We start from the raw sequence: 13,702 nt of genomic DNA, 5'->3' as shown, positions 1-13,702 counted from the left end.
AAGTAGTGGAGGTTGTAAGATGCTACCTGCAGACCTTATAGACCTTATAAAGAGCTTAGGTGTATTTCCTGTGGTGCTTGGAACAGCTGACACAGAGGGTAATGTACATCTGACCTTCATAACCTGGGTGTATCCTATCAATGAGAAGACTCTACGTATTGCTCTCAGCTCCGGATCTAAAAGTGCAAAGAACCTACAAGAGAGAGGCAAAGCATGCGTTATGCTTTTCTCACCCAACAAAGCTCTCACATGCTATGGCAACGTACGGATGGTTCTTGAAAGGATAGAGGATGTAAAATTCCCCGTGTCCGTGTTTGAACTTCATATAGATAAAGTTGAGGACAATCTCTTTCCCGGTGGTACCGTAACGGGTATAATACCCTTTGCGCACACAGGTAATGTGGAAAAAATGGTCGAGCTTGACAGTACGGTTATAGAGGCTATGAGGCGAGCATGAAAAAAGTAGTTGAAGTTGAAAGTCTCTATCTTAGTATAGGTGATAGACAGATACTCAAGAACATAGATTTTGAAGTTTTTGAGGGGGAGATATTCACCATAATAGGTGGGAGCGGGAGCGGGAAAACATCTATAACCAAATGTATAGTAGGTCTGTGGAAACCCACCAGTGGTAGAGTGGTGGTGTTCGGGAAGGATATAAACACACTCAATATCACGGAGCTTGATATTTTAAGGAAGAATATAGGATACGTATTTCAGGGTGCGGCACTCTTTGATAGTCTGAAGGTTTGGGAAAACGTGGGTTTTTATTATCTGGAACGTACTAATATGAGCGAGAAAGAAGTAAAGGATCTTGCTCTTGAAAAACTAAAGCTGGTTGGTCTCAATGAAGATGTTCTTGACCTCTATCCTTCTGAGCTTTCGGGAGGTATGAAAAAGAGAGTAGGTATAGCCAGAGCTATAGCAACTGACCCAAGACTCGTCATATACGATGAGCCTACATCGGGCCTTGATCCTATAACCAGTAGAATGATAGATGAACTTATACTTTCTCTGAGGGAAAGAACCGGCACTACTTCCATAGTTGTATCTCACGATCTGGTCTCCGCCTTTGGTATATCTGACAGACTTATGGTTTTAAAAGATGGTGAGATGGCGCAGATAGGAACTCCTCAAGATATACTATCATCAAATGTGCCTTTTGTAAGAGAGTTTCTAAAGAAAGGTTTGGGAGACCTTTCTAAGGTGAAAACTGCAGCCTTTTAAACTGGTTTTCCATAACGAGGAAAAAAGCTGATGGGAGCATGGACACATCTCTAATCTTTAAACCTGTTTTTTCAAAATATTCCTCCACAAAGTTCTTGATTTCACCCACACCTATACCAACTATAGGAAATTTACCCTTTAACTGCCTTATCAGATCTTTTAGGGGTTCACCTCTCAGACCCTTTGTAGGTTCGCCATCTGAAAAGATGATCATAACACCGCGAATGGAGTTCTTCTTGCAGAATATTTCAAGATCCTCGCCTGACACAAGCAGGGCTTTTTCTATGTTTGTCCCACCGCCGAGAAGATCTTCAAGCCTCACTATCTTTGCGCGTGAAGCTATGTAATCTTCCTCAAAGGATTTTATACTAAACACTTTTTCGCTAAAAGTATCTATGGAAAAGGGCATTTTCATATCGTTTAGCACCTCGCTGAAAAGCAAAAGAGATTTTACCGCATTTTCTATTTTGTCTTCCTTTTTCATAGAAGAGGAAATATCTAAAAGCAGTTTAAAAGCAAGCTGTTTTTTTTCAGGTAGTAGCCTCCTTTGATATATGAGTCCTCTTTTCGTTGGTATTTCCATGTGTATCCTTCTGTAATCTATGCGTCTTCCGTGCGGATATCCCCAAATCCACCCTTCTTCACTCTCAGGAAGAAGTCTTTGGAATCTTTTCTTCATGGATTCCACAAAAGGCATTACGCTTCTCATAATGGTGTGATACCTTCTGAATTCCTCTTGATTTAGTCCGAACTCTCTCCTGTATCTTCTATCTTTTTCAGACTCCTCTTTAAAATCACCTTTAATCGAACCTGAACCTTCCGAAGCATTTTCTTCCCACCCTTTGAGTATGAAGGACAAAAATCCTCTGTGTTCCATTTCTATTTGTAATGTTTTTGGAAGAAAGTGGGAGAGAAACTCCATATCTTTTTCGAGTAGGCTCATGTAAGACATCTGCTTAATATAGTCTCTCATCCAGTCTGGAAAACTCTTCAGCTTTTTGAGTATCTCGCGCCTTATTTCTTGAGGGATCTCCCCGGATATACGGAAGCTCTTAATCAATTCCTGTTCCTCTTTGGGTAGTTTTTTGAGTATGTCTGTCATTATCCTACCTTTATGCCCTTCTTTCCTCTTTCCAGACGCCTCTTCAATGAGCATATCTATATAATTGAGTTCTGATGACTCTTCTATACATACCCTGTACTTACCAAATACATCCTCCATAAGAAGGGAATAAGCTTGCTGACTATCTGCGGCTAAGTAATCTTTAAGAAAGCTCTCAAGGGATAAAACGAGCCTGCGAACAGTTGGGTGCACCTCCTCAGGATTTGAAAGCCATAGCTTCAAAAACCCTAAAGCGAACTCGTGATAAGGGTAAATATCCCTTAAGCTTGCGAGTATCTCTTCGTATCTGCGCTTTAAAATATACCTGCTGTCAGGGTGGTCCTTAAGGATACGTTCATCAGCTTTAATAGACTCAAGCACAGCATAAAGCACAACGAAGGCAGTTGGTTGGTAACCGAATCTGAAAAACTCCCTCTGCCCAGCCCTCCATATGGGAAGGTCAGCGTTTAGAAGGTAGCTTATCTCGTGTCTTACTGAATTCACTATGTATTCCTCACTCTTTCTTAAAAGATCCGGTATGCTAAAGACCACACCTAAGGGTTTTTTGACGTGCGATGGTATGTCCTGCAGTTCCCCCCTTGCCCACATTTCCAATAAAGGTAGAAACTTGGGATCGTAACCTGCACCCCACCCTTCGTAACTTGCTTGAACTATGAGATCAAACTCTCCTTCTAATAGGCTACCAATAGCCTTCCATCTTTCCTTCATCCATTATAAAGTTAGTTTAATCTAAAATAAAGTCAGGTGGTAATATGGAAGGCAGGGATCTATCCATTAAGAGGCTGAGGAATAACGCCTTACTCGTTTATATACTTTATATGGCTGGACTGTTCATCGGGTTTATTCCGATCGTAGCAGGTGTTATAGTAGCATACATCAAGAGGGAAGATGCTAAAGGTACTTACATTGAGTCCCACTTTAACTATCAGATAAAAACTTTTTGGATCACCTTAATAGTAGGCATTCTTGGAATATTAACTATACCTGTCTTTATAGGTTTTGTAGTACTTTCTGCTATGTTCATTTATTATATGTACCGTGTTATAAAAGGGATAGTATACTTAAATGATGAGAAGCCTCTTTAACAAAAAACAGCAAGAAGCTCCATCTTCTATAAGATGGAGTAGGTCACTCTCCCGAAGGACAGGTGATAAAATCTTTTTATGCTGAGCTTTAGTTTGGAAGATGTAAAGGAACTTTCAAAGAACTACAGTGTTATACCATTATTTACCGAGGTTCTTGCTGATACGGAAACCCCACTCTCTCTTTTCCTCAAGTTAAGAAAGGAAGGACAGTACAACATCCTTCTGGAAAGTGCTGAGGGAGGTACAAAATGGGGGAGATACTCTTTTATAATAAGGTCATCCTCTTTTACCTTCAAATACAGAAAGGGGTACGGTGAGATATTTAAAAGGGGTAAGGTATGGTGTTTTGAGAGTAAGGATCCTCTCAATATACTCAGAACACTTACGAAAAGTTTCACTCCTTATAGGGATAATAGGTTACCACGCTTTTGGGGAGGGTTTGTAGGATACATAAGTTATGACATAGTAAAATACTACGAACCTGTAAAGGACGAAAAACCCGATACCATCGGGATTTATGACATATTTATGGTACTTACCGATCTTGTGATAATACATGATAACCTTACGGGTAAGATAAAGATCCTTTCTCCTTTGTTTACAGACACGGATATTGAGAAAGAATATGAGAAGGCAAAGGCGAGCATACAATCCGTAAAGGAGGATATATTTAGAAAGTACGTTTTTCCGGTAAACTACAGGGACAAGGAGCCTGATCTGTCTCAGTGGCATTGCAACATGAGTAAGGAAGAGTTTAAAGAGGTTGTAATTAAAGCAAAAGAATACATAGCTTCAGGTGATGTTATTCAAGTTGTACCATCCGTGAGATTTAGTAAGGCGTTTAGGGGAAAACCTGAAGACATATATAGGGTGCTTAGATTTTTGAATCCCTCACCTTACATGTACTATCTGGATTTAGGTCATATAAAAGTTATAGGATCTTCACCTGAGGTGCTTGTAAGACTTGAGGAAGGGAAAATACAGACGAGACCTATAGCAGGAACGAGAAGGAGAGGGCAGACGGAAGAAGAAGATAGAGCATTGGAAGAGGATCTTTTGAGAGACGAAAAGGAGCGTGCGGAACACCTAATGCTCGTTGATCTTGCAAGAAACGATATAGGAAGAGTATCCAAACCGGGAAGCGTAAAGGTAAAAGACTTTATGAGGGTGGAAAGATACTCTCACGTGATGCATATAGTAAGCGATGTTATAGGTGAACTGCAGGATGGTTTGGATGCTGTAGATGTTATCAAGGCTACCTTTCCTGCTGGAACAGTATCTGGCGCTCCAAAAGTCAGAGCCATGCAGATCATAGAAGAACTGGAGCCAGAGAGGAGAGGTGTGTACGCAGGTTCTGTAGGCTACATATCCTTCCAAGGCAATATGGATATGGCGATAGCAATAAGAACGGCTGTATTGAGAGGAGAAGAAGTTTTCATTCAAGCTGGTGCAGGTATAGTGGCAGATTCTCAGCCAGAAAAGGAATGGTGGGAAAGTGTAAATAAGGCAAAGGCTCTTATGAAAGCTGTCAGTATAGCGGAAGATCAGGAAACATAAAGAGACAGCGGTTTTATACCATAGTTTTTCATGATCTCATGCTTTATCATGAGTTTAAAAAGCTCTTCGTTCTCTCTAAATTGGGAGTATTTTCTAAGAATTTTATTTTTTTTCTCTTTTGGCATAGCTTCCCAGAGCCTTTTTACCAATACATTTTCAATAGATATTAATATATTCTCAGCCTGTGCTTCATCCTTTGGTTCTATTTTGGGAAGATTTGCATCCTTTAAGAGATGTTTAACACTTTCCAACTTTTCCTTGTATATTTTAAGCCAATTCATTTTTACTTGCCTTCCTCTTTTGAGTGCGTATCTTTCGTACGCTCTTTTTACATATTCAAAAGAGAAAAACAGCGGCGTTTTTGACCTTTTTTCTGGAGAGATACTCAGATAAAACTCTTCTATGCCTTCTTTTACAACCTCCAGGGGATATTCCGCATCTTCCAGAAACTTCAAAAACCATATCTCCCTCGGTGATAAAAAGAAAACCTCCTTCAGAGAAAGAATGCTGTCTTTGAGTTCTCTGTAATAGCTCATCCTTTTATGTTCTCCACAAGTTTGAGAAGATCTCTATGATTCAAAAGCGTTCTAAAGCCTTCTCCACTAAAGTGAGTTCTTGTACCATCTGTGAGGAAAATTATCTTTTTCAGTGTAGGTAGGTTGCTTACTTTTAACCTTTCTCCTATTGCAGAAAGTGTGTAAAAGCCCACAGTTTGTTTCTTTGCCTCCTCCTTTATTCTTTTGAGGAGTTTTAGACTATTTTGACTTAGGATGATCCTATCTTTCAGCTCCCATACTTTATCTACGAGCTTTTCATCCCAGAGCTTACCGATCCACAAAGGTCCAGCATAGAGCATTTTATTTGTGCAAATTGGACAGAACTCTTTCATACTTTCCAAGCGCGCAACTTCCCTATACAGACAGTTTGAACAGTATGTGATGTATCCAAGATTTTTCAATACTTCATCAGCTCTCCTTGCACCTAACTCCTTTTTGAAGAAGACTTTAAAGTGATGCTTGTGAGAGTAACAAAATATAGGTATAATGGCAAAATCCATTTTAGCTCCTTCTTCTACAACCTTTTTTATGAGTATCCTTATACCTACTTCGTGGTAAAATTCAGCTTCAAGCAACGGTTTTGAACCGTATCTTCTTATACACGTCAAAGGATAAGTTCCAGAAAGCACCGCGGTGTCTGTCGCGGAAACACCTAAAAGACCGGATCTCTTCACGGGGAGAATCCCACTCTCTAAGAATGTTACAGGCGATCCAAAAGGATCTATATCCACATAGTCACATCCCTTCAGCTTTCTCAAAAGCAAAGAGGCATCTTCCGAATAGAATTCTATTTTAGAACCATCAGCACCATTTATCTCTATAAGTCTTTTAAATTCCTCCAAAGCTTTTAGGTTTATATCGTTGTATATGACTTTGGATGCCCCTGCCTCAAGGAGAAACCTAAGACTCCTCACACCGCTTGCGCCCATTGGATCACATACAACAGCACCTTCACCGACAAAAGCTAAAACGATCAAAAGACTCATATCCCTGTTTACAACCATATCAGGGTTGTAAAAGACAGGCATACGCGAGGATATAACCTGAGGTAGCTTTATATCAAGAAAGACTTTTCCCTCTCTTATCATGCTATTTTGTAGCTTTTTACTGTATCTACAAGGAGTTTAACCTTTTGAAAATCCATATCAGGCATAAGCCCATGTCCGAGGTTAAAGATATACTTCGTCTTTCTCGGGATACACCTGAGAAGTTCAAGTACCTTCCTCTGTATTGTGTCTTCATCGGTGTATAACACGCTCGGATCAAGATTTCCTTGAAAAGCTTTTTTAATGTCCTTCATAGCACCGACCATATCAACAGTCCAGTCAACAGAGATAGCATCTACGGGAAGATCCTCCAAGACGTGCAGAAAAGAACCAGAACCTCTGTAAAAATAAATGAGTGGTACATCAAACTGTTTTTTTATTCCCTCAAAAAGTTTCCTTAGGTACGTTTCCGCATAATCTTTGTAGTCCTCATAAGGAAGGTACATAGCCCAGCTGTCAAAAATCTGGATGATGTCCGCACCGGCGAGAACCTGCCCTTTAACATACTCAAGTAGGTTTTCCACAAGCAGATTCATCAAGGTGTGGTATCCTTCTCCTTTCCACATGTATAACTTGGTGTTCTTCACTTCTTTCCCTGATCCACCCTCTATCATGTATGAGAGTAAGGTAAAAGGCGCACCGCAGAACCCTATAATCGGGACCTCCTTTTGAGCAGATTTAACACCTTTTATTATCTCATTGACAAACTCCACGGAGTTATAAGATATCCTCTTGAGGCTTTTGATATTCCCATTCCAGAAAATTGTGGGACCTTCCCCATTCTTAAACTCAACAGAAACACCCATAGGCTCAAGGGGGACAAGTATATCCGAGAATATTATCAAAGCATCAACACCCAGAAGTTCAAGGGGGAGAAGACTTACCTTAATAGCCAGTTCTACATTTTTACAGAAGCTTAAAAAGTCTCTCTCCTTTTTCCTTAATTCCCTATATTCCTTCATATACCTTCCTGCTTGACGCATAAGCCACACAGGAAATCTCTCTAAGATTTCCCCTCTTAAACTTTTCAAAAGAGGACTGTCTTTCATAGAAAAAAATGATAACACAATGACTTCTTGAACTTGTCTGAAGAGTTAGCTATGCATAAAATATTCAGTATGAGAAAGTTAGTTCCTATATTTATCCTTTTGATGATAACACTTTTTTCCTGTAAAACGAGCAAAAGCCAAAGTTCCGCAGAGATAAAAGATATAACACCTAAGGGTGAACACAATCTCCTAATAGTGGAGAGTGAGAGCTGTATTTATTGCAAGCAGTTGGATAAAGACATGCGCAGTGATGAAAGGTTAAAGAAGGCTCTTGCGGGTATAGATGTATACAAGCTACTTTATGAAAGTAACGCAAAGGTCAGATACAAGTTCGGTAAGGAAGAGGGTGTAAGTGAAGAAAATCAGATTGCAAAGATGTTGGGTGTAAATTCTTTCCCTTACCTTCTCTTTTACGACAGAAAGGGTGACATAGTCCTCAGCATCCCCGGTTATTTAGAACCTGAAACTTTTGCGTGCGTTTTGGACTACGTTAAGGATAACGAATATACAAGGAAAAAGCTTCAGGAATATCTGAAAGAGAGGAAATGCGCCTGAAGCTTTTCATTTTTGATCTTGACGGAACACTTATAGACTCTCACTTAGATATAGGCATGTGTGTAAACAGCGTACTTCGTGATCTGGGAAAAGATGAGGTGTGTCCTGAAGATATAAAGAAATTGATCGGAGGTGGAGCGAGAAAGCTTATAGAGAAGCTTTTTCCAGACAATGAGGTGGAAATTGCTCTGAAGCTTTTTAGGAAATATTACAGGGAGAACCCGGTAGTTTACACGAGGTCTTACGAAGGTATCAAAGAGGTTTTGACGTACCTTAAGGCAGAAGGAAATTACCTTGCTGTTGTAACCAACAAGATGGAAGATCTTTCTGTTGAAATACTTAGAAGACTAAATCTTTCCCAGTACTTTGACATTATAGTAGGCGGAGACACTTTTCCAGAAAAAAAACCTTCCCCATTGCCTGTAAGAAAAGTGTTGGACTCTTTGAATGTGGACAATGAGCATGCCATAATGATAGGTGATACGGATGCCGATGTGCGTGCAGGTAAAGATGCAGGTGTCTGGACAGCACTTGCAACATGGGGTTATGTAAGATTGGATGGTGTAAAACCCGACTTTATTCTTTCAAAACCAGCGGATATCATAAATCTAACCGAAAAAGTTTAACCCTTGACCTTTCTCCTTTTATCAGTTTTACACGGTTTTTGGGTATGCCAAAGTGTTCGGAAAGAAGCTCAGCTATCCTTTCGTTAGCTCTCCCCTCTTGCGGAGGCTCTTTAGTCGCAACTTCATACAAACTGTCAGCAATTACCTTCACATACTCCTTTTTTGCTTTAGGTTTTGCTCTCACCTCAATTATCATTCCTCTGATATCTCTCTGGATACTTTATAAGTTATCGTGTAGAGTACCACAAAACCATCTATACCATGTTCTCTCGCGTGAGTAACCTTCACATCTTTAACGGTTCCCCCTTCTTGTTCTATACCTGAAATAACCTCGTTGAGTCTCTGTGTTATCTCTTTGGTAGTTCCTTCAAGGTCTATAACCAAACACCTGAGCTTTTCCATACCACCATTATAGAGATTGTTAGGGTCTTATTTTATGATCTTTATCATAACGATAAAACGTAATCTCTACAGTCAGTTTTATAATTTTCCTATGATCGTGTATCTGTTTGATCTTGTATATGTTCTCACCCAGAAGGAAATAAAGGTCAGGTACAAAAATAGCGTATTTGGGTATTTTTGGTCTGTTATGCATCCCCTTGCCTTCGCTTTAATGTTTTACTTAGCCTTTAAAGTTTTTATGAAAGTTAGACTGGAGGACTATCCTCTCTTTTTAATAACGGGATTGTTCCCTTGGCAGTGGTTTTCTAACTCGGTAAGCTCTTCCCTTTTTGTGCTTATGGATAACGCTTCTCTTATAAAAAAGCTTAACTTTCCCAGAGAGCTTATACCTCTCTCGTCAGTTATAAATCACTCTTTGCACTTTCTCCTATCATTGCCGGTCATATTACTTTTTATGTATTTTTATGATAAAAGTCCGAGTCTTTGGTTTGTCTTATATTTGATATGCCTTTTTTTGCCACAATTTATGATTAACTACGGTGTATCCCTTGTGGTTTCTTCTCTGCATCTTTTTTTTCGTGATTTAGATAGGCTGGTGAGTATACTTCTTACCCTTTTGTTTTACTTGACACCCGTCATTTACAGTGAGGATATGATACCGCATAATTACAGATACATACTCTATCTCAATCCTATATCCGGACTCTTGATAAACTGGAGAAGATTATTCTTGGATGAGCCTCTTGACATTCACTTTATGTTGCTAAGCTATTTCTACGCTTTCGTTATATTTCTTTCAGGTTACGCACTTTTTAAGAAGCTGTCTTGGAAGTTCGCAGAGGTTTTGTAATGAACCAAACGGTCATCATTTTTGAAAGGGTAAGTAAGTCTTATCCTTTTTATTCTCACATGACCGCAGGATTAAAAAAGTTCTTACTGACTCTACCTTCATCCCTCAGGGAGCTGAGAAATCGTCACTTTGAAGCTCTCAGAGATGTATCCTTTGAGGTCTATAAAGGTGAAACATTTGGGATAATAGGTAAAAACGGTGCGGGTAAAAGTACCATACTGGGTTTGATAGCAGGTGTAATAAAGCCCACAAAGGGTAAAATTACAGTCAGGGGGAAAGTTTACCCACTTTTGGAGCTTGGTGCGGGATTCCACAAAGAGTTGACAGGTAGGGAAAATATAATCCTCAACGGTGTTCTTATGGGTATGACGAGAAAAGAAGTTATGAAAAAAATGGACAGCATAATAGAATTTTCGGAACTGGGTGAATTTATTGACCAACCCCTAAGGACTTATTCCTCAGGTATGGTAGCGAGACTTGCCTTTTCCGTAGTGGCGCATCTTGATCCTGACATACTCCTCATAGATGAGGTTCTGGCTGTGGGTGACGTAAATTTTCAGAAGAAATGCCTGAAAAAAATGAAAGAGTTTAAGGATAAGGGAGTTACTATGATCTTTGTCTCGCACTCTATTGAGGAAATAAGAAGCGTGTGTGACAGGGTAATGTGGATAGACAATCACACTATACGTGAGATGGGAAAAACGGAAGAAGTTTTGGAAAAGTATATTTGTGATAGCACTAAGGTCTTTACAGAAAGCTCACCCTAATCTAAAATGGTGGTATGAATTTTGCGGAACATTTACCTTTCCCTCTTTGGGAAGGTTTGTTGAGGCTTTCTCTCTCCTTTATTGCTGGATCTCTCATTGGGTTGGAGAGAGAAAAGAGAAGACAACCGGCAGGTTTTCGGACTCACTCTGTCCTTGCACTCGGCTCTGCTCTTATGAGCATACTTTCTCTGTATATACCTTACTCGTACGGTCAAGGGACAGGCGTTGATCCTTCAAGGATAGCTTCCCAAGTTATAACTGGTATAGGGTTTCTTGGCGCAGGCGCTATCATAAGGATAGGTGTTTCCATAAAAGGTCTTACCACAGCGGCAAGCCTTTGGACAACAGCCGGTATAGGTCTTTCCATAGGTGCGGGTATGTATCTTTTATCTGTGTTTGCGTTCCTACTTTTACTTCTTACCCTTTCCATAATGAGCAAGATAGAGAGGGAATTTATCAACACAGGTAACAGGTATGTAATAGATATAACTATTGATTATGTGGAAGATCCTATATCTTACTTGAGGGATCTTATAGGTAACTTTAGATTACGGAAGATATCAAAAATAAATGGTGGATTTCAGATAAGCGTAGAAAGTGAGCTTACGCAAGAGATGAAATACATACTTCTAAATAAACTCCTAAAAGAAAAGAGTATCAGGAGTTTAGAAATATTGTAAAATACTCCTATATGAAACAGATAGACTTTATGGCTTTGAGGTTTTATGCGTATGTAATCTCTGCGGTTCTAGTGATCGTAAGCATCCTTTCACTTTACTGGAAAGGTCTCAATCTTGGACTTGACTTCACTGGAGGAACGGTAATAGAGGTAAGATACTTCCCAAAAGTTGACATAGGTAAAGTGAGAGAGGCTGTGGAAAAAGCAGGATTAAGCTCTGTGCAAGTTCAAGATACAGCTTCCGGTACTGTCTTAGTAAAACTCAAAATTGGAGAACCAAAGGAAAAAGCTCTTGATGCTCTCAGAAAGCTCGGGAATGCAGAAATAGTAAGTATGGAAACCATAGGTGGAGTTATAAGCAGTGAACTTAGGAAAAAAGCCATGTGGTCACTTCTCGTAGCTATAGGTGGAATACTCCTTTATTTAGGATACAGGTTTGAACCCGTATGGTCTCTTAGCGGTATAATCGCTCTCGCTCACGATGTGCTTGTAGTTATAGGCGCTTACTCTCTTACGCAGAAGGAGATAAATCTTGATGTAGTGGCTTCCTTTCTTATAGTTGCTGGTTACTCTGTATCAGACACAGTTGTGGTTTTTGACAGGATAAGGGAGAACTTGAAGATTAGAAAGACAGCAGACCTTAAACAGATAATAAATTTGTCAATAAATCAAACTTTAGCGAGAACTCTTATGACCTCTATGACAGTTTTTGTAGTGGCTTTTGCCTTATTCCTCTTGGGCGGTCCTGTTTTGTCTAATATAATGTTTGCCTTTGTTATAGGTATAGCTGTTGGTACTCTGTCTTCCATATTTGTTGCAAGTGCTTTAATGCTGGATATAAAAAGAAAGTTTTTTAAAGTGGGGCTTCAAAAAGCTTAAATTGGGCATGCCACATCAACAACACAAATATAACACAAATATAAAAGAACTATACCCTATATTCAAATTCCACACGGTACATTAACAACCTTATCATCAGTCATCAACGCAATCTGCTGTTCTCGATTCAAATTCCACACGGTACATTAACAACAAAAACGACCCCCGCCATTACCACCTCTACCTCTACGATTCAAATTCCACACGGTACATTAACAACAGCATTTTCTCCCACCATTCCCGCTTGTAAGAGAAAACATTCAAATTCCACACGGTACATTAACAACATGAATACGACAAGGAGCATTTAAAATTCCATAATGATTCAAATTCCACACGGTACATTAACAACAAATGATGTTATTTATAGTGATGACAGAATTAGTCGCATTCAAATTCCACACGGTACATTAACAACCCAGTTCACCACACGGAAGAAGTGTATCCAAATACGGATTCAAATTCCACACGGTACATTAACAACTTCTGGACAAAAAGGTGCTGGCTGTGGACTCTGAAAATTCAAATTCCACACGGTACATTAACAACGAAGACAAAGAAGAAGGGAAGAAGTTGCAACACCTGAATTCAAATTCCACACGGTACATTAACAACATACACGGAAGGCACGGACTACGAAATAGATTATGAGGATTCAAATTCCACACGGTACATTAACAACTGAGCAACATAGTGCTAAACCAAGAAGCAGTTGAGAATTCAAATTCCACACGGTACATTAACAACATACAGACCCGAGCGCCCATAACTTCGACGCGGTAAAATTCAAATTCCACACGGTACATTAACAACTTTGACCCCGATAATACACAATCAAACACTACATCACATTCAAATTCCACACGGTACATTAACAACCGTGGGTCCACAGATGCAACCATTTACAAAAACATCATTCAAATTCCACACGGTACATTAACAACCCCCGGGTTTAATACCTGACCGTTTGGATTATTAACATTCAAATTCCACACGGTACATTAACAACCATAACCACCTGCTACATAAAAACTCACAAGATTGACATTCAAATTCCACACGGTACATTAACAACAAGTTTGCACTGATATTAGACGAGGCGAGCAGGTTCAAAAATAATTCAAATTCCACACGGTACATTAACAACTCTACGCTTATCCTTTTGATCTCCCCGTCTTTTTCCGTATTCAAATTCCACACGGTACATTAACAACGGACATATCGGATGTAAAGCCTGTATCTTTTGAGGGAATTCAAATTCCACACGGTACATTAACAACGAGGGTTTATAAGGCTTGTGGGG

General features: G+C 39.6%; 16 protein-coding genes and 1 CRISPR repeat array. Of the genes, 10 read left to right on the top strand and 6 right to left on the bottom strand.

All coding sequences use genetic code 11. The features are described 5' to 3' along the window. The first annotated feature begins 19 nt into the window (after positions 1 to 19). Complete coding sequence (locus tag ABWK04_05465; protein ID MEZ0361333.1) at positions 20 to 457, top strand: pyridoxamine 5'-phosphate oxidase family protein; 438 nt, start codon at positions 20 to 22, stop codon at positions 455 to 457. After that, the gene (locus ABWK04_05460) at positions 454 to 1,224 is read left to right on the top strand and encodes an ATP-binding cassette domain-containing protein (protein ID MEZ0361332.1); all 771 of its coding nucleotides are present in this window, start codon (positions 454 to 456) and stop codon (positions 1,222 to 1,224) included. The genes ABWK04_05465 and ABWK04_05460 overlap by 4 nt, the downstream gene beginning before the upstream one ends. Here the strand turns inward: ABWK04_05460 and ABWK04_05455 are convergent. After that, positions 1,199 to 3,055, bottom strand: a complete 1,857-nt coding sequence (locus ABWK04_05455; protein MEZ0361331.1) for a vWA domain-containing protein — start codon at positions 3,053 to 3,055, stop codon at positions 1,199 to 1,201. The genes ABWK04_05460 and ABWK04_05455 overlap by 26 nt on opposite strands. 44 nt (positions 3,056 to 3,099) lie before the next feature. Between ABWK04_05455 and ABWK04_05450 the strand changes: the two genes are divergently transcribed. Together ABWK04_05450 and trpE are read left to right on the top strand one after the other, a co-directional pair. Next, the gene (locus ABWK04_05450) at positions 3,100 to 3,432 is read left to right on the top strand and encodes a DUF4870 domain-containing protein (GenBank protein MEZ0361330.1); all 333 of its coding nucleotides are present in this window, start codon (positions 3,100 to 3,102) and stop codon (positions 3,430 to 3,432) included. 78 nt (positions 3,433 to 3,510) lie between these two features. After that, on the top strand, positions 3,511 to 4,989 hold the full coding sequence (gene trpE / locus ABWK04_05445) for an anthranilate synthase component I (GenBank protein ID MEZ0361329.1): 1,479 nt from the start codon (positions 3,511 to 3,513) through the stop codon (positions 4,987 to 4,989). Here trpE and ABWK04_05440 read toward each other — a convergent pair. Genes ABWK04_05440 through hemE form a run of 3 tightly spaced genes read right to left on the bottom strand, consistent with a single transcriptional unit; the run spans position 4,977 to position 7,641 of the window. Next, a complete protein-coding gene (locus ABWK04_05440; GenBank protein MEZ0361328.1) occupies positions 4,977 to 5,525 on the bottom strand; it encodes a hypothetical protein in 549 nt (182 codons plus the stop codon). The genes trpE and ABWK04_05440 overlap by 13 nt on opposite strands. Then, on the bottom strand, positions 5,522 to 6,634 hold the full coding sequence (locus tag ABWK04_05435) for a tRNA (guanine(26)-N(2))-dimethyltransferase (GenBank protein ID MEZ0361327.1): 1,113 nt from the start codon (positions 6,632 to 6,634) through the stop codon (positions 5,522 to 5,524). The genes ABWK04_05440 and ABWK04_05435 overlap by 4 nt, the downstream gene beginning before the upstream one ends. Further along, complete coding sequence (gene hemE / locus ABWK04_05430; protein MEZ0361326.1) at positions 6,631 to 7,641, bottom strand: uroporphyrinogen decarboxylase; 1,011 nt, start codon at positions 7,639 to 7,641, stop codon at positions 6,631 to 6,633. Before hemE ends, ABWK04_05435 begins: the two co-directional genes overlap by 4 nt. A 69-nt stretch (positions 7,642 to 7,710) precedes the next feature. Here hemE and ABWK04_05425 point away from each other — a divergent pair, with 69 nt between their 5' ends. Beyond that, positions 7,711 to 8,196 (top strand): thioredoxin fold domain-containing protein, encoded by a 486-nt coding sequence (locus ABWK04_05425; GenBank protein ID MEZ0361325.1) that lies wholly within the window; start codon positions 7,711 to 7,713, stop codon positions 8,194 to 8,196. After that, a complete protein-coding gene (locus tag ABWK04_05420) occupies positions 8,187 to 8,822 on the top strand; it encodes an HAD-IA family hydrolase (GenBank protein MEZ0361324.1) in 636 nt (211 codons plus the stop codon). The genes ABWK04_05425 and ABWK04_05420 overlap by 10 nt, the downstream gene beginning before the upstream one ends. On the opposite strand, the gene ABWK04_05415 is transcribed toward ABWK04_05420, so the two are convergent. Next, a complete protein-coding gene (locus tag ABWK04_05415) occupies positions 8,797 to 9,018 on the bottom strand; it encodes a DUF167 domain-containing protein (GenBank protein ID MEZ0361323.1) in 222 nt (73 codons plus the stop codon). The two genes, ABWK04_05420 and ABWK04_05415, sit on opposite strands and share 26 nt — an antisense overlap. After that, positions 9,015 to 9,224 carry a hypothetical protein gene (locus tag ABWK04_05410; protein ID MEZ0361322.1) on the bottom strand — a complete coding sequence of 70 codons (210 nt, stop codon included), beginning with the start codon at positions 9,222 to 9,224 and terminating at the stop codon, positions 9,015 to 9,017. Before ABWK04_05410 ends, ABWK04_05415 begins: the two co-directional genes overlap by 4 nt. A gap of 91 nt (positions 9,225 to 9,315) precedes the next feature. Here ABWK04_05410 and ABWK04_05405 point away from each other — a divergent pair, with 91 nt between their 5' ends. From ABWK04_05405 to secF, 4 genes are read left to right on the top strand one after another with little or no spacing between them, the layout of a single operon-like run. Beyond that, positions 9,316 to 10,074, top strand: coding sequence for an ABC transporter permease (locus tag ABWK04_05405; GenBank protein ID MEZ0361321.1), 759 nt, complete (start codon positions 9,316 to 9,318; stop codon positions 10,072 to 10,074). Further along, positions 10,074 to 10,841 carry an ABC transporter ATP-binding protein gene (locus ABWK04_05400; protein MEZ0361320.1) on the top strand — a complete coding sequence of 256 codons (768 nt, stop codon included), beginning with the start codon at positions 10,074 to 10,076 and terminating at the stop codon, positions 10,839 to 10,841. Before ABWK04_05405 ends, ABWK04_05400 begins: the two co-directional genes overlap by 1 nt. Positions 10,842 to 10,855: 14 nt before the next feature. Then, positions 10,856 to 11,521: an MgtC/SapB family protein gene (locus tag ABWK04_05395; protein MEZ0361319.1), complete on the top strand. Its 666-nt coding sequence runs from the start codon at positions 10,856 to 10,858 to the stop codon at positions 11,519 to 11,521. A gap of 11 nt (positions 11,522 to 11,532) precedes the next feature. Continuing rightward, positions 11,533 to 12,399: a protein translocase subunit SecF gene (gene secF / locus ABWK04_05390; protein ID MEZ0361318.1), complete on the top strand. Its 867-nt coding sequence runs from the start codon at positions 11,533 to 11,535 to the stop codon at positions 12,397 to 12,399. Between the two features lie 60 nt (positions 12,400 to 12,459). After that, a CRISPR array of direct repeats spans positions 12,460 to 13,679; the repeat unit is 29 nt; unit sequence ATTCAAATTCCACACGGTACATTAACAAC. Positions 13,680 to 13,702 lie beyond the last annotated feature (23 nt).

Source organism: Hydrogenobacter sp., from assembly GCA_041287335.1.
In the GTDB taxonomy this organism is placed as follows: domain Bacteria; phylum Aquificota; class Aquificia; order Aquificales; family Aquificaceae; genus Hydrogenobacter.
Note: the sequence above shows the minus strand (reverse complement) of the source record. Positions and strands in the feature narration are given on the sequence as shown.

Coding starts and splice junctions, on each gene's coding strand:
- ABWK04_05465 (MEZ0361333.1), top strand. CDS start 20: ATGCTACCTGCAGACCTTATAGACCTTATAAAGAGCTTAGGTGTATTT.
- ABWK04_05460 (MEZ0361332.1), top strand. CDS start 454: ATGAAAAAAGTAGTTGAAGTTGAAAGTCTCTATCTTAGTATAGGTGAT.
- ABWK04_05455 (MEZ0361331.1), bottom strand. CDS start 3,055: ATGAAGGAAAGATGGAAGGCTATTGGTAGCCTATTAGAAGGAGAGTTT.
- ABWK04_05450 (MEZ0361330.1), top strand. CDS start 3,100: ATGGAAGGCAGGGATCTATCCATTAAGAGGCTGAGGAATAACGCCTTA.
- trpE (MEZ0361329.1), top strand. CDS start 3,511: ATGCTGAGCTTTAGTTTGGAAGATGTAAAGGAACTTTCAAAGAACTAC.
- ABWK04_05440 (MEZ0361328.1), bottom strand. CDS start 5,525: ATGAGCTATTACAGAGAACTCAAAGACAGCATTCTTTCTCTGAAGGAG.
- ABWK04_05435 (MEZ0361327.1), bottom strand. CDS start 6,634: ATGATAAGAGAGGGAAAAGTCTTTCTTGATATAAAGCTACCTCAGGTT.
- hemE (MEZ0361326.1), bottom strand. CDS start 7,641: ATGAAAGACAGTCCTCTTTTGAAAAGTTTAAGAGGGGAAATCTTAGAG.
- ABWK04_05425 (MEZ0361325.1), top strand. CDS start 7,711: ATGAGAAAGTTAGTTCCTATATTTATCCTTTTGATGATAACACTTTTT.
- ABWK04_05420 (MEZ0361324.1), top strand. CDS start 8,187: ATGCGCCTGAAGCTTTTCATTTTTGATCTTGACGGAACACTTATAGAC.
- ABWK04_05415 (MEZ0361323.1), bottom strand. CDS start 9,018: ATGATAATTGAGGTGAGAGCAAAACCTAAAGCAAAAAAGGAGTATGTG.
- ABWK04_05410 (MEZ0361322.1), bottom strand. CDS start 9,224: ATGGAAAAGCTCAGGTGTTTGGTTATAGACCTTGAAGGAACTACCAAA.
- ABWK04_05405 (MEZ0361321.1), top strand. CDS start 9,316: ATGATCGTGTATCTGTTTGATCTTGTATATGTTCTCACCCAGAAGGAA.
- ABWK04_05400 (MEZ0361320.1), top strand. CDS start 10,074: ATGAACCAAACGGTCATCATTTTTGAAAGGGTAAGTAAGTCTTATCCT.
- ABWK04_05395 (MEZ0361319.1), top strand. CDS start 10,856: ATGAATTTTGCGGAACATTTACCTTTCCCTCTTTGGGAAGGTTTGTTG.
- secF (MEZ0361318.1), top strand. CDS start 11,533: ATGAAACAGATAGACTTTATGGCTTTGAGGTTTTATGCGTATGTAATC.